This window comes from Shewanella sp. SM68, from assembly GCF_025653925.1.
In the GTDB taxonomy this organism is placed as follows: Bacteria; Pseudomonadota; Gammaproteobacteria; order Enterobacterales; family Shewanellaceae; genus Shewanella; species Shewanella oncorhynchi.
Genome location: NZ_JAKKRU010000004.1, coordinates 40,204 through 62,352, shown reverse-complemented (window position 1 = coordinate 62,352; position 22,149 = coordinate 40,204). Strand labels below are relative to the sequence as shown.

Annotated in this window: 24 protein-coding genes; 14 read left to right on the top strand and 10 right to left on the bottom strand. The window is 45.3% G+C overall.

Features of this window, described 5'->3' with window-relative positions:
* Window positions 1-221: 221 nt before the first annotated feature.
* Window positions 222-836 carry a LysE family translocator gene (locus tag L5M40_RS08300; RefSeq protein ID WP_168825002.1) on the top strand — a complete coding sequence of 205 codons (615 nt, stop codon included), beginning with the start codon at window positions 222-224 and terminating at the stop codon, window positions 834-836.
* Window positions 837-928: 92 nt separating this feature from the next.
* Here the strand turns inward: L5M40_RS08300 and L5M40_RS08295 are convergent, their stop codons facing one another.
* Together L5M40_RS08295 and L5M40_RS08290 are read right to left on the bottom strand one after the other, a co-directional pair.
* Window positions 929-1,249: a DUF3144 domain-containing protein gene (locus tag L5M40_RS08295; RefSeq protein WP_105250001.1), complete on the bottom strand. Its 321-nt coding sequence runs from the start codon at window positions 1,247-1,249 to the stop codon at window positions 929-931.
* 74 nt (window positions 1,250-1,323) lie between these two features.
* Window positions 1,324-1,887, bottom strand: a complete 564-nt coding sequence (locus tag L5M40_RS08290; protein WP_263175733.1) for a Tfp pilus assembly protein FimT/FimU — start codon at window positions 1,885-1,887, stop codon at window positions 1,324-1,326.
* Window positions 1,888-2,074: 187 nt separating this feature from the next.
* On the opposite strand from L5M40_RS08290, the gene ung reads away from it, so the two are divergent.
* Complete coding sequence (gene ung / locus L5M40_RS08285; protein WP_168825006.1) at window positions 2,075-2,740, top strand: uracil-DNA glycosylase; 666 nt, start codon at window positions 2,075-2,077, stop codon at window positions 2,738-2,740.
* Between the two features lie 84 nt (window positions 2,741-2,824).
* On the opposite strand, the gene ispB is transcribed toward ung, so the two are convergent.
* Window positions 2,825-3,796 (bottom strand): octaprenyl diphosphate synthase, encoded by a 972-nt coding sequence (ispB, locus tag L5M40_RS08280; protein WP_049821790.1) that lies wholly within the window; start codon window positions 3,794-3,796, stop codon window positions 2,825-2,827.
* A 272-nt stretch (window positions 3,797-4,068) separates the two neighbouring features.
* Here ispB and rplU point away from each other — a divergent pair, with 272 nt between their 5' ends.
* From rplU to L5M40_RS08245, 7 genes are all read left to right on the top strand, one after another.
* On the top strand, window positions 4,069-4,380 hold the full coding sequence (rplU, locus tag L5M40_RS08275) for a 50S ribosomal protein L21 (RefSeq protein ID WP_006080526.1): 312 nt from the start codon (window positions 4,069-4,071) through the stop codon (window positions 4,378-4,380).
* Window positions 4,381-4,394: 14 nt separating this feature from the next.
* Window positions 4,395-4,649: a 50S ribosomal protein L27 gene (gene rpmA / locus L5M40_RS08270; protein ID WP_006080527.1), complete on the top strand. Its 255-nt coding sequence runs from the start codon at window positions 4,395-4,397 to the stop codon at window positions 4,647-4,649.
* Between the two features lie 214 nt (window positions 4,650-4,863).
* Window positions 4,864-6,033, top strand: a complete 1,170-nt coding sequence (gene cgtA / locus L5M40_RS08265) for an Obg family GTPase CgtA (protein ID WP_105250000.1) — start codon at window positions 4,864-4,866, stop codon at window positions 6,031-6,033.
* 27 nt (window positions 6,034-6,060) lie between these two features.
* Window positions 6,061-6,822, top strand: coding sequence for a threonine/serine exporter family protein (locus L5M40_RS08260; protein WP_113939893.1), 762 nt, complete (start codon window positions 6,061-6,063; stop codon window positions 6,820-6,822).
* Window positions 6,819-7,292, top strand: a complete 474-nt coding sequence (locus L5M40_RS08255; RefSeq protein ID WP_028761533.1) for a threonine/serine exporter family protein — start codon at window positions 6,819-6,821, stop codon at window positions 7,290-7,292. Before L5M40_RS08260 ends, L5M40_RS08255 begins: the two co-directional genes overlap by 4 nt.
* 27 nt (window positions 7,293-7,319) lie before the next feature.
* Window positions 7,320-7,802 (top strand): type 3 dihydrofolate reductase, encoded by a 483-nt coding sequence (folA, locus tag L5M40_RS08250; protein ID WP_028761532.1) that lies wholly within the window; start codon window positions 7,320-7,322, stop codon window positions 7,800-7,802.
* 219 nt (window positions 7,803-8,021) lie between these two features.
* Window positions 8,022-8,435, top strand: coding sequence for a DUF3718 domain-containing protein (locus tag L5M40_RS08245; protein ID WP_105249997.1), 414 nt, complete (start codon window positions 8,022-8,024; stop codon window positions 8,433-8,435).
* 235 nt (window positions 8,436-8,670) lie between these two features.
* On the opposite strand, the gene L5M40_RS08240 is transcribed toward L5M40_RS08245, so the two are convergent.
* The 7 genes from L5M40_RS08240 to lptD all read right to left on the bottom strand — a co-directional run bounded on the left by L5M40_RS08240 (window position 8,671) and on the right by lptD (window position 17,724).
* On the bottom strand, window positions 8,671-10,692 hold the full coding sequence (locus tag L5M40_RS08240) for a methyl-accepting chemotaxis protein (protein WP_198572988.1): 2,022 nt from the start codon (window positions 10,690-10,692) through the stop codon (window positions 8,671-8,673).
* A gap of 97 nt (window positions 10,693-10,789) precedes the next feature.
* On the bottom strand, window positions 10,790-11,614 hold the full coding sequence (locus tag L5M40_RS08235; protein WP_113939897.1) for a symmetrical bis(5'-nucleosyl)-tetraphosphatase: 825 nt from the start codon (window positions 11,612-11,614) through the stop codon (window positions 10,790-10,792).
* A 21-nt stretch (window positions 11,615-11,635) separates the two neighbouring features.
* Window positions 11,636-12,016, bottom strand: coding sequence for a Co2+/Mg2+ efflux protein ApaG (apaG, locus tag L5M40_RS08230; RefSeq protein ID WP_028761528.1), 381 nt, complete (start codon window positions 12,014-12,016; stop codon window positions 11,636-11,638).
* Window positions 12,017-12,064: 48 nt separating this feature from the next.
* Complete coding sequence (gene rsmA, locus L5M40_RS08225) at window positions 12,065-12,871, bottom strand: 16S rRNA (adenine(1518)-N(6)/adenine(1519)-N(6))-dimethyltransferase RsmA (RefSeq protein WP_212600376.1); 807 nt, start codon at window positions 12,869-12,871, stop codon at window positions 12,065-12,067.
* A gap of 15 nt (window positions 12,872-12,886) precedes the next feature.
* A complete protein-coding gene (pdxA, locus tag L5M40_RS08220) occupies window positions 12,887-13,873 on the bottom strand; it encodes a 4-hydroxythreonine-4-phosphate dehydrogenase PdxA (RefSeq protein WP_105249994.1) in 987 nt (328 codons plus the stop codon).
* Window positions 13,874-13,879: 6 nt separating this feature from the next.
* Window positions 13,880-15,184, bottom strand: a complete 1,305-nt coding sequence (gene surA / locus L5M40_RS08215; protein ID WP_105249993.1) for a peptidylprolyl isomerase SurA — start codon at window positions 15,182-15,184, stop codon at window positions 13,880-13,882.
* 242 nt (window positions 15,185-15,426) lie between these two features.
* Entirely contained in the window at window positions 15,427-17,724 is a 2,298-nt protein-coding gene (gene lptD / locus L5M40_RS08210; protein ID WP_263172401.1) for an LPS assembly protein LptD, read from the bottom strand.
* Window positions 17,725-17,883: 159 nt separating this feature from the next.
* On the opposite strand from lptD, the gene L5M40_RS08205 reads away from it, so the two are divergent.
* From L5M40_RS08205 to L5M40_RS08185, 5 genes are all read left to right on the top strand, one after another.
* Window positions 17,884-18,927 (top strand): aminoglycoside phosphotransferase family protein, encoded by a 1,044-nt coding sequence (locus tag L5M40_RS08205; protein ID WP_263148336.1) that lies wholly within the window; start codon window positions 17,884-17,886, stop codon window positions 18,925-18,927.
* Entirely contained in the window at window positions 18,924-19,601 is a 678-nt protein-coding gene (gene murU / locus L5M40_RS08200) for an N-acetylmuramate alpha-1-phosphate uridylyltransferase MurU (protein WP_263148335.1), read from the top strand. The genes L5M40_RS08205 and murU overlap by 4 nt, the downstream gene beginning before the upstream one ends.
* 69 nt (window positions 19,602-19,670) lie before the next feature.
* The gene (gene djlA, locus L5M40_RS08195) at window positions 19,671-20,459 is read left to right on the top strand and encodes a co-chaperone DjlA (protein WP_113939902.1); all 789 of its coding nucleotides are present in this window, start codon (window positions 19,671-19,673) and stop codon (window positions 20,457-20,459) included.
* Between the two features lie 41 nt (window positions 20,460-20,500).
* The gene (locus L5M40_RS08190; RefSeq protein WP_028761520.1) at window positions 20,501-21,133 is read left to right on the top strand and encodes an outer membrane beta-barrel protein; all 633 of its coding nucleotides are present in this window, start codon (window positions 20,501-20,503) and stop codon (window positions 21,131-21,133) included.
* Window positions 21,134-21,168: 35 nt separating this feature from the next.
* Complete coding sequence (locus L5M40_RS08185; RefSeq protein WP_263148333.1) at window positions 21,169-22,122, top strand: D-2-hydroxyacid dehydrogenase; 954 nt, start codon at window positions 21,169-21,171, stop codon at window positions 22,120-22,122.
* Window positions 22,123-22,149 lie beyond the last annotated feature (27 nt).

The following is a 22,149-nucleotide window of genomic DNA, read 5'->3' as shown; positions in this document are numbered from 1 at the left end:
TAAGGTTTGGCTATAAAGATTAGGTTAGCGCTAATCTTAGCGGTTAACGGCTTAAATCAGTGTGAATTTATGGGATTATCGCGTTTGGGGTTCTCTTAAATGACTGTTCATTTATTGAAAATGGATTTATTAGCGTTAACGCCTTGATGGCGCGATGCTAGAATGGCAAGCAAGTTTAAGGCCCAGCAGTGGGCTTTTTTATTCGGCGAAAGGTGTCATCAATGAGTTGGAGTACTTGGTTAGGTTTATTGGCTATTTGTTGTTTGGGGGCTATGTCGCCGGGCCCAAGTTTGACTATGGTAGTACGTCATACTTTAGGTGGTGGGCGGGGAAAGGGGATCGTCTGTGCTTGGGCACACTCGATAGGGATTGGGATCTATGCGCTGGTGACGTTACTGGGCTTAGCCGTAGTTCTTAAAAAGGCGCCCTTAGTCTTTAATGGCATTGCGATTCTCGGTGCCTTATACCTTGCTTGGATGGGAGTTCAAGCGCTGCGTTCTAATGGAGGTATGCAAGCTAAATTGGCTGCAGGGGAGGCGACAGATACCTTAACCGCAGCCCGTGATGGTATCGCTATTTCTTTATTCAACCCTAAGATAATGCTATTTTTTCTTGCGTTATTCAGCCAATTTGTGATGGTCGCCGACAGCATGACGGCTAAAGCATTAATTGTTTTTACACCGTTAGTGGTCGATGGTCTTTGGTACACCTTGATAGCCTTATTGCTATCCCACTCGAGTGTGTTGCCTAAATTGAGAGAGAAAGCGGGGGTAATTGATAAGTTATCCGGCGTAGTATTAATATTGCTGGCGATCCGTGTGGTGTACACGCTTTAGCGATCTATCTAAAATCATTGGTTTTAAATAACAAACACGCCATCAATCGATGGCGTGTTTGTTTATGGCTATGCATTTAAATCAAGGCGTGATTAGCCTTTAAACATTTGCACAGAATTATCAGCTTCTTCTGCCACACTTTCTTGGATAATGGGTGGATTGGCAATGTGGTCGTCTAAGTTGTCACTCAGCATTTCTTTGAATTCACTGCTAAACCATTCTAATGCGCTCTCTTTTTCTGCACCGAGATCCGCTGATTTAATCGCGGCTTCGAAGGCATTAAAACGTGCTGCGGCAAAACGGAGTGCTGTGCCAACTTTACCTACATCTGCTTCTTGTTGGCTTAGCTGATTGGCTAAGGCAATAAACTGATCGGCAAGTTCGTAAATGGTGGTGCTGCTCGTGTCGGTCATGGCGTTCACTCTAAAAAAGTAACAGATTAAAGTTCGATTCTAACTTAATTGGTGTAAGAAGGAATCGTCAGGCATTAACTATTGGGATCTGTGTCGGTAATGACGACTCCTGTATGGGAGTCATAATTAATCGACAGTTTATCGTTTGTTCGATACAAATATGTGCACTGGCCAGGATCAGTATAACTGGCTTTATAGTCGGTTTCAGTCGCATCAATATTCAAGCGCGAGACACTCGGCTGGGTATTTTGAAATAATACTTCCCATACCGATATACAGTCTTCGACATTATCGAGTGCCGGAGAGGTCTCATTGCCATGGATATAGTGTTGGGCTGGCCAACCGAAGGCGTTGAAATCTATTTGTTCGGATTGTGCCGTACCAAATACGGGTAAATCCTCTTTTGGACCTGAGCCCACTTTTACAGCCCATACGGAACGTGCCAGATTGATGGCTGATTTAAAGCCTCCGCCTGCCGCTTTAACGGTTGCAATTTGAGCATCTTGTTGCACATTTATAAATTTTGGCAGGGCCACTACGGCTAAAATACCGAGCACTATGATGACCACCACAAGTTCAATTAAGGTGAAACCCGTTTGATGTCTTTGAATTGATTTATCAGAATGTTGGATCATCATTACGTATCAGAGTGTGCGAGAATGGGCGCACTATATCACTTAATTTCGAATGTTTTAAATTGAAAGTCTTAACGTGAGACCTAGCAGGTTTAGTGGTATTACTTAGCGGCAGGTAAGGTCTGCAAACTTGCCATACCACTACAGGACTTTTAAGCTAACCTGACTATAGAATTGAGGAAGTAAAATAGTGACTCAGGCGACATGGCAAACATTTATCGATGAGCAAAGAGCTTTGCCTTATTTTCAGCAACTAAGCGCATTTGTTGATAATGAACGCAGGGCTGGGAAAGTGGTTTATCCCCCCGAAGTTGATGTTTTCAATGCTTTTAGTATGACGCCCCTTGAACAAGTCAGAGTGGTTTTGATTGGCCAAGATCCCTATCACGGCCCAGATCAAGCCCATGGTTTATGTTTTTCGGTTAAACGCGGGATAAAACCACCGCCATCTTTAGCCAATATGTACAAAGAATTAGCGACGGATATTGAAGGTTTTGTTGTGCCATCCCATGGTGATTTATCTGCATGGGCGGAGCAGGGGATACTGATGCTCAATACTGTGCTGACAGTTGAGCAAGGCAAGGCGCATTCCCATGCCAAAGCCGGGTGGGAAGTCTTTACGACTGCGGTGCTGGAATTATTAAATCGGCAGACTCAGCCGATTATTTTCGTGCTTTGGGGCAGTCATGCCATTAAAAAGGGTCAAGTCGTTAACGCACCGCAACATCAAGTGCTCACAGGACCACATCCTTCACCTTTATCGGCTTATCGCGGTTTTTTTGGTTGTGGGCATTTCTCTCAAGTGAATCAATTATTGCTTGAGCGAGGCGAAACGCCGATCCTTTGGCAGGTTTGATTTTAGGATTGCGGTTAAAGCAATAAAAAAGGTCTTACTGAGTAAGACCTTTATTTTTTGGGGCGAAATTACATTAGTTAGCAATCAGTGGTTTCTGTCGACCGAAATCTTAGCTAGCGTTACTAAGGCTTGCTTATAGTCGCTATCGGGTAAAGCAGATAATGCCGCGATGGCTTTCTCTGATTCTTCAATTGCTTTTTGTTGGGTGTAGTTTAACGCGCCGCAATGGTGCAGTGCTGCTACGATTTTATCTATGGCCTGAGTACCATCACCTTGCTCAATTGCTTGACGTATGAGCTGTTTCTCTTCGTCTGTGCCATGGGCAATGGCATAGATGAGTGGCAGAGTCGGTTTACCTTCGGCAAGGTCATCGCCAATATTCTTACCTAGCTCGTCACTGTCGGCGGTATAGTCGAGTAAGTCGTCGGTGAGCTGAAAGGCGGTGCCGAGATATTTACCATAGTTGCCTAAGGCGGTTTCTTGCTCAGGCGTTGCACCTGCTAGCACGCCCGCAAGTAGCGTAGCGGCTTCAAATAACTTGGCTGTTTTGCAATAAATGACCCGCATATAGCTTTCTTCAGTGGTGTCTGGGTCATTACAATTCATCAGCTGTAAGACTTCACCCTCGGCCAACACGTTAGTCGTATCAGCTAACACTCTGAGCACTTTCATGTTGTCAAGTTCGGTCATCATCTGGAATGAGCGGGTATAAAGGAAATCCCCGACTAGCACACTGGCACTATTGCCAAACAGTGCATTGGCGGTTTCTCGTCCGCGGCGTAACGTCGATTCATCAACGACATCATCATGGAGCAATGAGGCTGTATGGATAAACTCAATAATCGCCGCTAGCTTAAGATGTGCTTCGCCTTCGTAGCTCACCGCACGTGCGGCTAAAACCGACAGCAGAGGACGAAGACGTTTACCACCACCATTAATAATGTAAAAACCTAATTGATTAATTAGGGCGACATCTGATTCAAGCTGTTTATATATCAGCTGATTGACTGCTTGCATATCAGTGTCAGCCAGTTGACGAATAGCGTTTAAATCCATAATAGACTCTGGTTGTGGGGTCATTACGTACCCGGCCCCTGTTTAGGCTCACGTGTTATAATGAAATGAATTTTACCTAAAATTCTGACATATGACAGCACTAGCTCAACTAATGTGAGAGTTAATCCGGTCTTTTTTTATTCTTTCCTAATTAGGGCTTGCCAGAGTTAGATTCTTCGCGTAAACTCCGCGCCCATTGTCAATAAAGTTTTTGTAGCACCCTGCCTCATCCAAGAATGAGCCCGCGTGTTAGGAATTGGAGTAAAATAGCTATGTACGCTGTTTTTCAAAGTGGTGGTAAACAACACCGTGTAGCTGAAGGCCACACAGTACGTTTAGAAAAGTTAGAAGTTGCAACTGGCGAAACTATCGAGTTCGATCAAGTTCTTTTGATCGCTGATGGCGAAACAGTGCATGTTGGTGCTCCTTTAGTGGCTGGCGGTAAAGTCGTTGCTGAAGTTGTAAGTCACGGTCGTGGCGATAAAGTTACTATCGTTAAGTTCCGTCGTCGTAAGCACCACGACAAGAAAATGGGCCACCGTCAGTGGTTCACTGAAGTTAAAATTACTGCTATCAACGCATAATAGGAGTCTAACTCATGGCACATAAAAAAGCTGGCGGTTCTACTCGTAACGGCCGCGATTCAGAAAGTAAACGTCTAGGTGTTAAGCGCTTTGGCGGTGAATCAGTTCTAGCTGGTAACATTATTGTTCGTCAACGTGGTACTAAATTCCACGCTGGTGTAAACGTAGGTATTGGTCGTGACCATACTCTGTTTGCTCTGACTGACGGTAAAGTTAAATTCGAAGTTAAAGGCGCTAATAACCGTAAGTTTATTAGCATCGAAGCTTAACTTTCGAACCTAGCTTATACTGTTAAAGCCCCGCCATTGGTGGGGCTTTCTGTTTTTTGTGCTTCTATTTACGCCGTGTAGATGCTTGAGTTGGTAAATGATTACCAAGAATGAGCATTGACAGGTAAGATTGGGAGCAAAGTATCTCGAGTTTTTTGGCGACCAATGAAGTTAGACGGTATAATTGCTTCATTCAGTGGTGCCAGGAGTAAGTATGAAGTTTGTCGATGAGGCAGTAATTAGGGTCGAAGCAGGCGACGGCGGTAGCGGTTGTGTTAGCTTTAGGCGCGAAAAGTATGTACCTGATGGTGGTCCTGATGGTGGTGATGGTGGCGACGGTGGCAGTGTTTTCCTGCAAGCTGACGAAAACTTCAACACTTTGATCGAGTTCCGTTTTGAACGTTTTCACATGGCTGAACGTGGCGAAAATGGTCGTGGCCGTGATTGTACTGGTCATAGCGGTAAAGATCTGATCTTAAAAGTTCCTGTTGGTACTCGCGCGGTCGATCATGATACTGAAGAAGTCCTTGGGGATTTAACAACCCACGGTCAAAAGCTATTGGTTGCCAAAGGTGGTTTCCATGGTTTAGGTAACACTCGTTTTAAGAGCAGTACTAACCGTGCCCCACGTCAAAAGACGTTAGGCACACCCGGTGAAGTTCGTAGCCTTAAATTAGAGTTGTTACTGCTGGCTGACGTTGGTTTGCTTGGCATGCCTAACGCGGGTAAGTCGACATTCATTCGTGCGGTTTCCCGTGCAACGCCGAAAGTGGCTGATTATCCGTTTACAACACTGGTGCCTAACTTAGGTGTGGTTAATCCACGTCCTGGACAAAGCTTTGTGATTGCGGATATTCCTGGTCTCATCGAAGGCGCTGCCGATGGTGCGGGTTTAGGTATTCGCTTCTTAAAGCATCTTGAGCGTTGTCGTATTCTGCTGCACATCATAGATATTGAGCCGATTGACGGAACCGATCCGGTTGAGTCTGCGCGCGCTATCGTAGGTGAGCTTGAAAAATACTCTCCAAAGTTGGCGAGTAAGCCACGTTGGTTAGTCTTTAACAAAACCGATCTGCTGCTTGAAGAAGAGCTGCAAGAGAAGGTTGATCGTATCGTTAAAGAAATGGGTTGGGAAGGTGATGTCTATACTATCTCCGCCTATAACCGCGACGGTACCAGTGAGTTGGCATTAAAACTCCTCGATTACATTGCGAGTCTTCCACCTGAAGACAATGAAGTCGACCCAGATAGTGAAGTTGAGTTCAAGTGGGATAATTATCATCAAGCAAACCTTGATTCATTGAATGAAGACTATGTTGATGAAGATGATGACGACGACTTTGATGATGACGACTACGACGTAGAAGTTATTTACCAAAGATAATAGTAATCTTTGAGTTTTGAGAGTTCTGTGTACGCTGATACTCAAAATGATATTACTCGGCAAGTTGTGCGTGCTGCACAATTGCTACTGGCCTACGGCGCGGAATCTGATTTAGTTGAAGAAATCAGCCAGCGTCTAGGTCAGGCTTTAGGTCTTGCCAGCGTAGAACTCTCTATTTCCTCTAATTCCCTCGTGTTAACCAGTTTGGTTCATGGTCGCTGTATCACAACTACTCGTCGTATTCGTGAGCATGGCATTAACATGACAGTCGTCTGTGAATTACAACGTATCTGTTTACTCGCTGAAAAGGGGTTGTATGGCCCAAATGAAGTGCGTAAACGCTTGGCGCGGATTGAACCTAAAACCTATCCTCCTAGCTTAGTGGTATTCATGATTGGCCTGTCGTGCGCTAGCTTCTGTCATTTATTTAATGGCGATCTCACTGCATGCGTGATTACTTTTTTTGCCGCGGCAGTGGGTATGTCGGTTCGTTTAGCAATTGCTAAGCGGCATTTTAATTTATTAGTCAATTTTGCCATCACTGCTTTCGTCACCAGTATGCTGGCTCAAACGGGTTATTTGTTTGAGTTAAGTGAAACTCCTAAGGCTGCTATGGCCGCGAGTGTGCTGATGTTAGTGCCGGGTTTTCCGATGATTAATGCGATTTCCGACATGGTAAAAGGGCACATGAATGTCGGTATATCCCGCTGGGGTCATGCTACTTTGCTGACCGTTTCTTCTGTGATTGGCATTACGATTGCGATGCAGATCGGCGGAATTTTCCTATGATGGAATTATTGATAGCTCTTTTGCACGATGCTTTTTTCTCAGCAATTCCCGCCGTAGGATTTGCTATGGTATTTAATGTTCCTAAACGATTTCTTCCTTACTGCGCTTTAGCGGGAGCTATTGGCCATAGTTCCCGTACTTTAATGTTACAGTTTGGTCTGCCAATCGAGTGGGCAACCTTCGCCGCAGCGGCATTAGTAGGGATTATTACCATAGGGTTTGGTAAGCGCCATTTAGCGCCACCTTTAATGTATGCTGTCGCCGCGATTATTCCTATGATCCCAGGCACTTATGCATTTAATACTGTGATTGCCTTAGTGCAATTGACCGCTCAATCTCAAGTCAGTCCTGAACTGACGGGGCAAGTGATTAGTAATGGCCTCAAAACTGTCTTTATTCTAGGGGCGTTAGCTGTGGGTTTGGCCATGCCGAGTTTGCTGTATTTCAGGACCCGCCCCGTCATTCAATAATTCTATTTCTATAAAACAGGAGTGAGCATGCGCATTGCTATGATAGCCGCGATGGCAAACAATCGAGTCATCGGAAAAGATAATAAAATGCCATGGCATCTTCCAGAAGATCTACGTCACTTTAAAGCGATGACCCTAGGCAAGCCTGTTGTGATGGGGCGTAAGACCTTTGAGTCAATCGGTAGGCCTCTTCCTGGTCGACATAACATAGTGATTTCACGCCAAACGGATCTTGTGATTGAGGGCGTGACCTGTGTGACCTCATTTGATGCAGCCAAACAAGCTGCTGGTGAATGTGAAGAGTTAGTGGTTATAGGTGGTGGCCAGCTTTATGCCGAGTTATTGCCCTGCGCCGATATCTTATATTTGACGCAAATCAATCTTGAGGTGGAAGGCGATACATTTTTCCCCCACTGGGACGATGGGACTTGGAAGGAAACTGAATCTTTGGCGAGTATAAATGCGGCTGGTTTGGAATATCGCTTTATCAATTTGGTAAAAAAATGTTAAATTGCAGCTTCTGTTGTGTACCCTGTGTGTATGGGGCGTCAGTTTATCTAACGTATTGCATCATATCGGACATTTAGTTTTCACGGAAAGAGATAGCCTATTTCGTTATCCTAGATTTCGAACGAGAGCTAAAGCCAAGAGGTCAATATCATTTAGACAATAGATGCAGCCCATACAGAATTGATAATAAAACTATAAGAAAGTATTAAGGAGTATCGGATGCGTCTTATGCCTGTGGCCTTGGCTGCGTTAATTGGATTTAGTTCTATTGCTGTACCAACCTCTGCTGTTGCGGGGGAAGATCCACTCGTAGCGAGTCTTTGTGATTATGTAAAAGCTAACGACAAAAACCGCTTACGTAAAAAGTTAAAAGAAAGCCGCGTTAAGTTACGTCAGATTTACAGTGGTATCAGTTGCGATGGTGCAAGTCTATTGCGCACCGCTTACGGTGCGAGTGCGAACGATACCGGTGAGTTTGTGGCTAAGCGTTTGTCGGCGACTGAATTGAGTGTTGCTGAAGCTGATGGGATGACTATCCAAGCTTGGGCTGAAGCAAACGGTCATGGTGCTAGCCCAATTACCGCTGCAGTGAAAGAGCGTCTTGGCGCTGCTGCGGGCGGTGAAGAAGAGTAATGCGGATTTGAACTTAGCGGCACTTTAGCTCTATTTGCTGCTACGTTATATTAAGCGTCTAATATCAAGTATCTAGCATTAAGCTAGATAAAAATGCCAAACTTAAGTTTGGCATTTTTTATGGCCTTAATTTGTGCAAAGGCCGGACAGTTCGAGTCGTCAGTAAGATAGGCAAGTGAATTCGTCTCAAAAGAAAGGGCCGCTAAGCGACCCTAGGTTTTAGTGGTGATAAACATTAGACTCTAAATTCACCGACCGAAGCTTGGAGCTCTTCGGCTAATTTGGCGACTTGATGGCTAGACTGAGCCGTTTGATCTGCACCAATAGCGGTTTCTTCTGAAATTGCTGCAATATGCTCTAGTTTTTCAGAAACTTGCTGGCTTACTAAATTCTGTTCCTGCGCAGCATGGGCGATATGGGTGCCAGAATCATAGGCCTTATGCACAGATTGGCTAATGGTCTCGAGGGCAATGTTGGCTTGCTCCGTTTTTTCAACACAGGCGTTGGCTTGAGCACGCCCCATATCCATGGCGGCAACGGCTTGCTCTGCACCTTGCTGCAACACTTCGATCATCTGTTGGATCTCTCGGGTCGACACTTGAGTGCGTGAGGCTAAACTACGCACTTCATCGGCAACTACCGCAAAACCACGACCTTGTTCACCCGCACGGGCGGCTTCAATAGCGGCGTTAAGGGCGAGTAGGTTAGTCTGTTCTGCAATACCACGGATCACATCCAAAATTGAGCCAATAGAGGCGCTGTCCGACTGCACTTTATTAATCACAACACCCGCTTTGGCCACTTCATCGGCTAAAGCCAAAATAGTCAGTTTGTTCTCTTGTGCAATGGCACGCATATGCTGAGTTTCTTGATCAGCCTGTTTGATTTGCTCAAGGGCTTGATTGGCACTTAAAGACACCTGCTGAGCACTAGAGCTAAGTTCAGTTGTCGCAGTAGCCACTTGGTCAACTTGGCTTTTTTGTTCTTGTATGCCTGAGGTGGTTTGCGCTGTGATTGCTGATGTTTGTTCGGCTGCCGCGGCAAGTTGATTTGACCTATCTAAAATACCTATGATTAAACTGCGTAAGCTATCGACGAGACGATTACAGTTTTTTGCTAGTTCGGCAAATTCATCGTGTCCAGAGTCATCTAGTTTATGGGTAAGGTTGCCTGAGGCTAAGACGTTCAGGGCATTGTTCACTTGGCTGAGTGAGCGTTTTAACGGATTCACCACAGCAAAACTCACAATCACAGCGACAACGATTGCTATTAACACGACAATCATGGTTTGTATGCTGGCAGAGTCAATCTTGGCTATAGTGTCATTGCTCATGTTCGCGGCAACAAGTTCGATGTTATCGCTGACATCATTCATGTTGGAATTGATGACTTTCACATCATTTTCGATAATGCCTAGTTTTATCACAGCTTCTTTGGAGTGGGAGAGCTGACTCGATTTTAGCAGCAACATAGATTGCGGACCGGTGACGAGCGCTAATACTTTTTCGATATCTTTAGTGACCGAGCTTAAGGTATCCGCTTCGACAATACCTTGACCGTGACGATTCACATATTCAAGTTTGTTCTTGGTTTCGCTGATAATGTAGTCAAGTTCCTTTGAGATCAGTTCGTGCTTACTGTCTTCGTCATTCGTTACTAAATCTGCAATAGTAGTGATGATATTTCCGAGACTAGTATCAATAGCGCTGGCTGATGCAGCAAGACTCTGCTCATCGGGATTCTGACTGCTTTCTAAATCAACAATATCGAGCAGTTCTGATGAGGCATCATCGGCGGCATTTTCGAGCTTTTTCTTTAGTTCAACTAGCTGTTCTTGCTTGCTCAATGAGGCCTCACGTTCGGCGATCATGGCAATACTATCTCGCTCAAAGGTAGCAAAGCTGCCGCTTAATTGGGCAATTAAAGAAGATAGATTCTGCTGGCTCTTGACTAACTGAGTGAGGGTGGCAATTTCGTTTTTGAACTGAGTCCCGTGGTCTTCAAACACTTTACGAATATTCGGGATATTTGCCGATCTAGGAGTGTTATAGGCAATCAGGATTTGTCTTTGTTGCTCACTCAATGCTTCACTAAGGTGGTTTGTCGATTTTAGCGCGGGCAAGCTTAATTCTTGCATCATAGCAGAGCTGGCTTTTAGGCTATTGTTGGTTAAATAAGATGTAAATCCTAGCAACACGAGTAAAAGTGTGACAATACCAAATCCGCCAATCACTCTGGTGGCTACATTAAATTTCATAGGATACTCCGATTTTTATTATATTTTTCCAAATGAAAACAGGGTGATATTCAGGGTTAGGCGGCTCAGTCTGTTATCGACTTTAAGCTGTTTTAGTTTAACTCTTTTTTAACTTTTTTTGCGTAATTTTTTGGTCTTTTTCAAGATGCCATAAGGTTAAGTGTTCACCCCAGCAACAGCCTGTATCTAAAGCCTTTAATTTAGTATCGTCGACCTTGCCCATCAACGCAGCCCAATGGCCAAATACTAAGGTATGACTCTGGCGCAGCGGCGAAGCAAACTCAAACCAAGGTTTGAGTTGTGGATTAGTACAGTTTTCAGGAGGTTGTTTGCAATCAAAATCAAGTCGGCCATCGACATAAAGATAGCGCATGCGTGTTAATGCATTGATGCAATAACGTAAGCGTTCTATGCCAATTGCACTTGGATCCCATTGCTCTGCGGTATCTGAATACATTTGGCTTATTAATGTCTCAAGATAATCATCGTGCTTGAGGGCGCGACTGACGAGTGCGGATTCTTCTCTTAATACCTCCAGCGACCACTGAGGTGGTACACCCGCATGACTCATAATGAGTTGGTGTTCAGGTAATTCACGCATAAGAGGTTGTTGTCTCAGCCAGTCAATTGAGGCTGAGATATCGGGGGATTCTAGAATTTCAGTGAGATTATCGCTGGGTTTAGCGCGCTTGAGCTTACCGTGTAATGCCATTAGATGGAGATCGTGGTTACCTAAAACCGTTTTAGCGGAATCACCTAAGGAGCGAAAAAAACGTAGCGTAGCTAAGGAGTCAGGTCCACGTGCAACAAGATCACCTACAGCCCAGAGTTCATCGCGGGAAGGATTAAAATCGACCTTAGCGAGTAATTTTTGTAACTCAGCGAAACAGCCTTGAATATCACCAACAAAATAATGCGCCACAGTACCCCTTTCCTAACGATATTAATGTAGTAAGCCTGGGGTCGCTAAACGGAAGGGACGGATTGTCGCCTGGAAACGCTCACCCGATTCGCTGACCATACCATAAGTGCCGTGCATTATGCCAAGTGGCGTATCGAGCACAGTACCACTGGTGTATTGATAGGCAGTATTCGGCGCTATGGTTGGCGTTTCACCGACAACACCGGCACCTTGGACTTCACTGGTGTTGCCATTGGCATCAGTGATTATCCAGTGACGAGTTTCAAGTTTAGCCGCTTGCTCACCTAAATTGATGATAGTGATGGTGTAACTGAAGAGGTACTTTTCATCCTCGGGCGAGGACTGCTGCTCTATATACTCAGTTTTGACTTCGACCCGAATGGAGGTGTCCAATGCGCTCATTCTTGTTCCTAGGCTCTGGTATAAGGGCACCTAAGTGCCCAGACATATTTATGCTTTCTTATCGCAAACCATGTTAGCCATAGCAACATACTGCTGCACGCTAATCTGTTCTGGGCGTTGACTTGAGTCAATCCCTAACTGCTCGAACTCATCGTCAGATAACATGTGCTTTAAGTTATTACGCAGAGTCTTACGACGCATGTTGAATGCGGTAGTACAAAGGTGGCGTAGTACGGTCACATCTTTACAAGGGAACGGCTTTACGGCGTATGGCAATAAGCGTACGACTGCTGAGTCTACTTTAGGCGCAGGGGTAAAGCTGTGGGGCGGCACTTCGAGAACCGGAACCACTTGGCAGAAGTATTGTGCCATGACCGTTAAACGGCCATAAGCTTTACAGCCTGGGCTTGCCGATAGACGCAGGACTACTTCTTTTTGTAGCATAAAGTGCATCGTTTCAATCTGTTCGGCAAATTCGAACAGGTGGAACATCAGCGGCGTTGAAATGTTGTAAGGTAAGTTACCGAACACTTTCATCTTTTTGCCTGGCACACTCAGTTGGCCAAAATCAAACTGCAGTGCATCACCTTGGTGGATGGTCAGTTTATCTTTAAGGACTGGGTGTTGATGTAAGCGTTCAACCAGATCGCGGTCGAGTTCGACGACAGTCAGATTATCCACAGCATCGGCTACAGGTTCAGTTAAGGCACCAAGGCCAGGGCCGATTTCGACCATCACATGGTGATTATCGGGTGCAATTGCACCCACAATGCGGTCAATCACATTGCCGTCGGTAAGGAAGTTTTGTCCGAAACGCTTTCTGGCCGTGTGGCCTAAATGTACTTTGTTGCTCATTAATAATGTAATCGTTTAGTTCTTTGAGGATAACTCAATGGCTTTATTCAGAGCACAGACAAAACTGCCAATATCGGCCTTGCCTGTACCCGCGAGATCGAGCGCCGTACCGTGGTCAACCGAGGTACGAATATAAGGTAAACCTAAGGTGATGTTTACCGATTTGCCAAATCCTTGTGACTTGAGAACGGGAAGTCCTTGGTCATGGTACATGGCCAAGACGACATCGGCGTCCTGTAAATATTTAGGTTGGAACAGAGTATCGGCCGGTAATGGGCCGACAATATTCATCTGGAACTCTTCTCGCAACTCGTTGAGTGCAGGAATAATCACGTCGATTTCTTCACGCCCTAAATGGCCGTCTTCACCTGCGTGTGGATTGAGACCACAGACATAAATTTTCGGTGAAACTATGCCAAATTTGCTGATGAGATCGGCATGTAGAATCTTGATAATATGCTGTAAGCGTTGGCGTGTTATGGCTTTTGCAACATAGGCCAGAGGAATATGGGTGGTCACGAGTGCCACTTGCAAACCCGGCGTTGCCAGCATCATCACTACATCGGGGCAATTTGCTTGATGGGCAAAAAACTCAGTATGGCCACTAAAGGAAATACCTGCTTGATTGATAATGCCTTTATGCACGGGGCCTGTCACGACAGCATCAAACTCGCCGCTCATGTTTTTTTCGCCCGCATAACGCAAGGTTTCAACTACATAAGTGCTGTTTTGCTCATCGAGCTGACCACAAATCGATTCGCTCACTAACTTAAAGGGCGCTATGGTTAATGTGCCCGCTTCTTGCGGTTTAGGAGCTTGATTTGGCTGGTAAGGGCGGAAAGTCACTTGCAAACCGAGTCGTTTCGCGCGGCTCGCAAGTAATTCTGGATCCGCACAAACGACTAACTCAGCAGGCCAAGCCTGCTGAGCGAGTTGTACGACTAAATCGGGGCCAATACCTGCGGGTTCGCCTGGGGTAACGGCAATACGTTTAGTGCTCAATTAGAATTAACCTCGATTGGTCTCTGGCTGGAAGATTTCAATGTATGCGTCTGAACGCATTTCGTCTAGCCAGTTTTGCAGTTCTTCGTTAAATTTGCGACGGAAGATCAACTGGTGCGCACGGTTGCTATTGAACTGATCTGTGGCGTCGGTTTTTCTGCGTTCTTCTAATTGAGTGATATGCCAACCGTGAGTCGTACGGAATGGCTCACTAATTTGGTCGTTTTTCAAACTATTGAGCGTTTGAGCAAACTCAGGTACGTAAATGCTTGGTTCTGCCCAACCTAATTCACCACCTTTTGTGGCCGAACCAGGATCTTCTGAGTACTGACGCGCTAGGTCTTCAAACTTAGCTTCACCTGAGCGGATTTGTTTCAGGAATTGCTCAAGCATGGCTTTAGCGCGGTCTTCTGACAGGATCGGCGATGGCTTGAGCAAAATGTGGCGCGCTCTAACTTCTTCAATTTCTTTGGTTTGTAGGCCGCGAGCATCCATGATCTTAATAATATGGAAACCTGCACCACTCTTAATCGGGCCGATAATGTCACCCATTTTCGCACCGTTAATCACTTCGGCGAACAGAGTTGGCATTTCGTTGATGTTCATATAATCCCAAATACCGCCTTCGAGTGCCTTAGGACCTGAAGAAGAAGCGATAGCGGTACGACGGAAATCCTCACCACTCTTCAAACGTTCTAATACGATATTGGCGCGTTTGCTTGATGCTTCGAGTTGTTCACTGGTGGGGTTATTAGGCACGTCAATCAGGATATGGCCAATTTGGTATTCCACATCTTTCATCCCTTGTTCTTGGATGAGTTTGACTAGGCTAGTAATTTCCTGTGGTGATACTTGAATGCGGCGTTGTACTTGAATACGTTGAATTTCACCTAGAGTGATTTCTTCGCGCAATTGTTCTCGGTATTGGCTGAAACTTAAACCTTCGCTTTCAATTTTTTGTTGCATCTGTGCGACAGACATTTTTTGTTCGCGTGCGATGTTTTCAATCGCTTGGTCTAGTTGTAAGTCTCCAATATTCAGCCCTATACGACTGGCCATTTGCAATTGTAGGCGAGTTAAGATTAAACGCTCAATCACCTGAGTGCGCAGGGCACTGTCAGAAGGTAACGATTGGTTTGCTGCTTTGGCATTCGCTTTAACAGTGTCAATCATGTTAGTGATTTCACTTTCGAGCACTATGCCGTCGTTAATTTGGACTGCAACGCGGTCTAGCGGCTGGGGTGCGGCCAATGTAGGTTGGCTGATCGCGAGTGCAAATAAAGCAAAAATCAGATGTTTACTGGGTTTCATCCACAAAATCCTTGGCACGTTCTAAGGTCAGGTTCGACGGCTTAATTGAAATAACTTTACCATTTATATCGAAATTACAGTGAGTTGCCCTAATGTAATTTTTTGGCGACGCATTTGAGTGCAAGGTTAGACCTTAAGATCCGCTTTTATTCGCTTTAGCAAAAGGTGAACGGTAAAGCACTCATTAATCTGTTTGGACTCTGAGTCCTTGTTGAGGTTCAGCAATCTATCACAATTCTTTGCTAATTCCTCAGATAAAGCGGTTTTCTGTAGTTAAACAGGCCGTCATTGAGCATATCGGATACGCCTAATGGGCCAGAACCACCGAGTCCCTTAATGATTAAGTTCAGGTAGATACCACTATCAAACTGCTCACGAGGATCAATTGTGGCAGAACCTATGTTGTCGTCATAGTTGGTTTTAATGCGGTAATGATAACTAAGTCTTACTGCGTAACAGCATGATTCGTACTGGATACCTGTGTAAGTTTCAATACTGCGGCTTTCGTTAAGGTCATAATACCAATTACCAACAAAGTAGAGGTCGTCATTGATTGGCCAAGCGCCACGAACGCCCGCTTGGGAGATGTTCACTGTATCATTGGTATTTGAGTTCAATAAATCTGGGACATAGCGATAGCTAAATTGCAGCAATTTATTCGCTTCAGGTCTGAAATCTAAGGTGACTTCAGATTTTTTATTGTCACTGGTGTTGGTATCGTACTGAATCGCAGCCCCCATATACCAATCATGGGACAAGCGGGTATCTAACTCTGCAGCAAGTACTGAAGTTGATTGATTTGACTCAAAAATACTGTCTTCGTAACCGACTTTACTGTCTTGCAGATAAAAAATTTGTCCTAGACTGAATTTAGTGGCTTCTTGGTTGTGACTATCAAACAGGCGTGTAGTAACACCTAGAGTGACTTGATTTGCATCGGAAATTCGATCCAGACCCGAGAAGCGACGATCACGGAATAGACCAAAGTAGTCGTCCTGTAATTGAGCCGTATCATAAATGCCTATGTTGCGTTGATCTTCGTAGCCGACATAAAGATATTGAAATTGTGGCTCGAGCGTTTGGCGGTAGTTTTGATCGAAAAGCTCAGTAAAACGTTCGAAGTTGATTTGACCATTAATCCGTACCTGCGGGATGGTGCGATTCACTGTGTCGTCAACAACTATGTCTGGATCTTCGTTATGCTGCCAATAATTGGTCTGCATCAACTTAACTTGACTGGTGAGCGAGCCTGAAGGCCCATGTATTGGCAGAGTTACGCTTGGTGACATGTACAAACGAGTCGCCGTATTAACATTGTTGTCCTGATGGGCAAAATTCGTTAGCTCCGAATTGAAACCAAAATCTAAATTGTTCCAAAAATCAGCAGCGCGATAGTTAAAGTTAACCTGAGGCATGACTTGATATGGTTTTTCATCCTCACCCAGTACTTTAATATCTTGTACTCGGGTGCTTAGATCCCAGTTACTTTCGAAGTAGCTGATTTCACCTATGCGTGATAACTGGTTATCGGTTGCACGGTTAACATCTGACTTTAAGTCATTGAAATAGTTGTTATCTGATACATCGGTAAAATTCGCTAATACACGCCAATTTTTGTCGATCGCCCCTTGATGCTGCCAGTTATATAAGTAGCGATTCGGGCTACCATCGATCAATTGGTCATTGCCTAGATATTCTAAATTGACTCGGCCATTTTGGGCCTCACCCGCCAGATAACCAAACTCTGTTTTAGTGAATAAACCACGGTTTGACATATAGCTAGGTGTAAATGTTAAATCGTACTCTGGGGCAATATTCCAATAATAGGGTGCGGAAATTTCGACACCATCAGTAGTACTAGTGCTAAAACTAGGGTAGAGAAAGCCAGATTTACGTTTGTCTGAAACGGGGACTGTCATGTAGGGAATATAGAATACAGGTACACCGCCAATTCTTAGTTTGGCATTCCAAATTTCGCCCCATTCTTCTTCACTGTTGATCTTGATCTTTTCGGCCTCGAGTAGCCAAGACACATTGTCAGGAGGGCAAGTAGTGAAGTTGGTATTCGTTAAAATTAAATTGTTATTGATAGTAATTTGCAGTTTTTCGGCATCACCGTGAACTTGTTGGCCATGGATCCAATATTGTGCGCCTTTAAGGGTGGCACGGTTTGTCCGCATTTGAGCTTGTAAGGATTCGGCTGTAACGGTGAAGTTACTGTCTTGAAAGACTAAATTACCATTGGCATCAAACTGTTCAGTAGCTTGATCTAAAATCGCCTCATCGGCTGCTATGTGCCTATCGCCTTGGCTAAAAACCACATCGCCACGGAAAATCGCCTGCTTCCCCATTTCGGCATTGGTGTTATCAGACGCAATACGAATTTTGTTGAGTTCAGCCGCACTCATCCCTTGGGTTTGAGATACGATACGGGGTACTGGCGGTTCGATTAAGCATTGGGATGCCGAAGCGGTTAGAGAGTCGTCTGCCAGGACTAATTGTGGTAACAGGCTCAGGGCCAGAAGGTATCGGATCTGCATCTTTAGGTCAGTAATTATGATTTCTTATTCTGGACAAGTATGGATGGGGAAAGTTGCAATTGACAAACGCAACATCGCTTAATAAATCTCTCAATTTCTTAGCTGTTTCCAAATTCTATGCCAGCTATAATAAAGCAATTTTTCTTTAAGAGCCATGAAATGACTTTATCCGATCCGAGATTTCTTTCCCTTAATCAGTGGCTGAATGCTTATTTTTCCTGTGAGGTGATGCCTGTGTTGATTTCCGGAGACGCAAGTTTTAGGCGTTACTTTCGGATTTCGATGCCCGATGCCACCTTTATCGCCGCCGATTCACCGCCTCAGTTAGTGCCTATCGCCCCCTTTATTGCACTGTCGAATGCTTATTCAGCCGTGGGACTGACAGTTCCAAAAGTAATCCACGCCGATGCCGATTTGGGTTTTATGTTGATGAGTGATTTGGGCGATACCCAACTCTTATCTGTATTGACGGTACAAAATGTGGAAGGGTTTTACCGTCAGGCGCTCGATTTATTACCGCAAGTGGCCGCTGTGATTGAGTGCAAGAATCTTGATAGCGGTTTAGTTCAGGCATTACCTAACTACGATGAAGCCTTTGTGCGCCGTGAATTACACATCTTTACTGAGTGGCTGTTAGGAACACATCTTAATTTGTCTTTGGACGCTGCTGAGTTGCAATTGCTGAATGATACTTTTGATCGCCTCGTCGGCAATGCGCTATCTCAACCTAGTGTGGGAATGCATAGGGATTTCCATAGCCGTAATCTTATGCTGCAAGCGGACAAGCTGTGCGTGATTGATTTTCAGGATGCTGTCGTTGGTCCCGTGACTTACGATGCGGTATCACTACTACGCGATTGTTATATTCGTTGGCCGCAGCCTTTAGTCGCAGACTTGATGCGGTATCATTATCAGCAAGCATTAGCGCTTAGTTTTATTCCCGCACAGACTCCTTTTGAGCAATATCAAACTTGGTTTGATCTCATGGGCTTACAGCGCCACATTAAGGCTGTGGGGATTTTTGCACGGTTAAATTATCGCGATAGTAAACCTGCGTATATGGCGGATATTCCACTGACATTAACGTATATTGTCGACATCTCGCTGCAGTATCCCGAACTCGTGCCATTTGCACACTGGTTAACTCGTCGTGTGTTACCTGCGTTTACTGTGAGTCAGTCTTCATCTGAGGTTAAGCAATGAAAGCCATGATCTTGGCCGCTGGACGAGGGGAAAGGTTACGGCCGTTAACGGACAGTTTGCCTAAACCTATGGTGCCAGTGTTAGGTAAGCCACTGATTGTTTATCATATTGAAAAACTTGCCGCGATAGGCATAGTCGATATCGTCATCAACCATGCTTGGCTAGGGCATAAGTTAGTCGAAGCTCTGGGCGATGGCAGCACTTTTGGGGTGCGCATTCGGTATAGCGCTGAAGAGAGTGCGTTAGAAACCGGCGGCGGTATTAAACGCGCTTTGTTTTTATTGTGTGAGGACGGAAGCGACGAACCTTTTTTAGTGATTAATGGTGATGTGTTTATTGATGCTTTACCGCCAATCACGCAACTGGCAGCGGATAGGCTCGCTCACTTATGGTTAGTGCCTAATCCTGAGCAGCATCCAAATGGCGATTTTGCTTTGAATGGTCATCAAGTGCAGGAGCGTGGCGATGTTAAGTACACGTTTTCGGGCATGGGCATTTATCACCCTGCGCTATTTCATGACACGCCGCAGGGCGCCTTTGCACTGGGTCCGTTGTTGAGATCGCAAATGGCTCAAAACAGAGTTAGTGGTGCCTTGTTTAATGGATTTTGGTGTGATGTCGGTACCATTGCACGATTGCAAGCGCTTGAACTAAGGTTACAAAGTAACAAGTAAATTTCGGTGCTGGCATATCCATAGGATTAAGCTAGTGCATCAAATACATAATAGAAATCAGGAAATAAGATGCGGCTTTGGGGTAAGTTTTTTGGATTTGTCATTGGCTTTATGTTCGGCCGTATTTTTGGTGCACTGCTAGGTTTGTGGCTCGGTCATCTTTACGATAAGCGTGCAGCATCGGGCGTGGGTTTTCGACAGATTCTAGGGCAGGCTAAGAATCGCCAAGCCATTTTCTTTAATACCACATTTGCAGTAATGGGGCATGTGGCGAAAGCATCAGGACATGTTACCGAAACCGATATTCGCATTGCGACCTTATTAATGGATCAAATGCGTTTAACGGGGGAAGCCCGTAAAGAGGCGCAACAGGCATTTCGTGAGGGTAAATCGGCGGATTTTGATCTGCGCAGCAGCTTACAAGCTTTCCGTGTTATTACGATGGGACGCAAAGAGTTAGTGCAGATGTTCATCGAAATCCAGATCCAAACAGCACTGTCTGATGGTGAATTGGATCCCGCTGAGCACGCTATCTTGATGACGATTGCTCAAGAGTTAGGTTATGGTCGAGCGCAGTTAGATGAATTACTTAAACGCTGGCAGGCGGAGTTTCGTTTCCATCAAACATCGAGTGGCAATAAAACATCGATTACTGATGCCTACAGTTTACTTGGCATTACGAACGAAGCTAGCGACCAAGAAGTTAAACGGGCTTACCGTAAATTGATGAATGAACATCATCCCGATAAGTTAGTGGCGAAAGGGTTGCCACCGGAAATGATGGAGCTCGCTAATCGTAAGGCTCAGGATATTCAAGCAGCCTATGACAGAGTCAAGTCTGAGCGCGGTATGCGTTAGCCTTGATAAAATTGGTTTTTGTAAAAGATAAGGAATTCATTATGAAAAACACTTACCGTTTGTTGCTGTTGGCGAGTTTGTTACCTGTGGCTATGTCTACACAGGCCGAGGTGTTTATCGCTCCTTTTGGTGGTTATAGTCTGGGGGGCGGTCAATTTGATGTGAATCAATATGAGGTCAACACAGATCAAACGGGTGATAAGGCCGATGTGAAGGTCGAGGAGTCGAGCCATTACGGTTTGATGGTGGGTATTGGCACCAATGATCCCGGTAATATTTATCTTTTATATAGTCATCAAGCCTCTGAACTGAAAAGTGGCGGCTTGTTTACGCCAGACTTTCTTACCTCGTTAGATTTAGATTACATCCACTTGGGTGGCACTTTATATTTCCCCCGTGGCGATATCCAGCCCTATGTCACCGCCAGCGCGGGGATCACCCGCATGCTGCCTAGCGGTTGGTCGAGCGAAACGCGTTTCTCCATGGGGATTGGTGGCGGGGTAGAGTATCAAGTGACGCCACACTTTGGCCTGTTTGCGGATATTCGGGGTTATGCGACTTTTATCAACAGTGACACTTCGCTGTTTTGCAATGAAGATGAATGCCTATGGCACATTACGTCGGATGTGATGTGGCAGGCTCAGGCTAACCTTGGGCTCAAAGTCAGTTTTTAGATTTAACGCATCGTCTTAAAAGGAGATTTAGTGGCATGAAAATAGTCGTACTTGATGGTGAAACCTTAAATCCTGGCGATCTCAGCTGGCAATCCTTAAATGAATTAGGCGAGTTTGCGTGTTTTCCCCGCACAAGTGGCGCTGATATTGTCGCGCGAGCCCAAGGTGCTGAAGTCATTCTCACCAATAAAACGCCCTTGAATGCAAAGACGCTAGCGCAACTTCCTAGTCTCAAATACATAGGCGTATTGGCCACGGGCACGAACGTTGTCGATATCGCGGCAGCTAAAGCGCAAGGTATAGTGGTCACTAATGTGCCCGCTTATGCGCCTGATGCCGTTGCGCAAATGGTGTTTGCCCATATTCTGCATCACACCCAAGCCGTGGCCGCCCATCATCAAGCTGTGGTCGATGGCCAGTGGGTGAACTGCCAAGATTTTTGTTTTACTTTAATGCCGTTGCAATCTTTAAAAGGCAAGACTTTAGGCTTAATAGGTTATGGCGATATCGGTCAGCAGGTGGGAACGCTCGCCCTCGCATTCGGGATGAAAGTTCTTGTCAATACTCGTTCAATCATCAAGGATTTACCCCAAGGCGTGATGTGGGCGCAACGTGATACTGTGCTTAGCGAATCAGATATTATTTCGCTCCATTGCCCGCTAACACCAGAAACTGAGCAATTTATCAATCAACAAACCCTCGCCTTGATGAAGCCTAATGCGCTGCTGATTAATACAGCGCGCGGTGGATTAATTGATGAAGCCGCGCTTGCTGCTGCGCTGGCTCAAGGCAAGTTATTTGCCGGCGTGGATGTGTTATCGACCGAGCCGCCCACTGCAGATAATCCCTTACTGCATGCGCCTAATATCAGCATCAGCCCGCATAATGCGTGGGCGACGAAGGAAGCAAGACAAAGTCTACTCAATATCGCAGTGGCGAATGTGCACGGTTATTTACAGGGTGAAGTGATTAACTGCGTGAACAAGTAAAGCGGTATGCGTCTTTCTCTCTTTTCA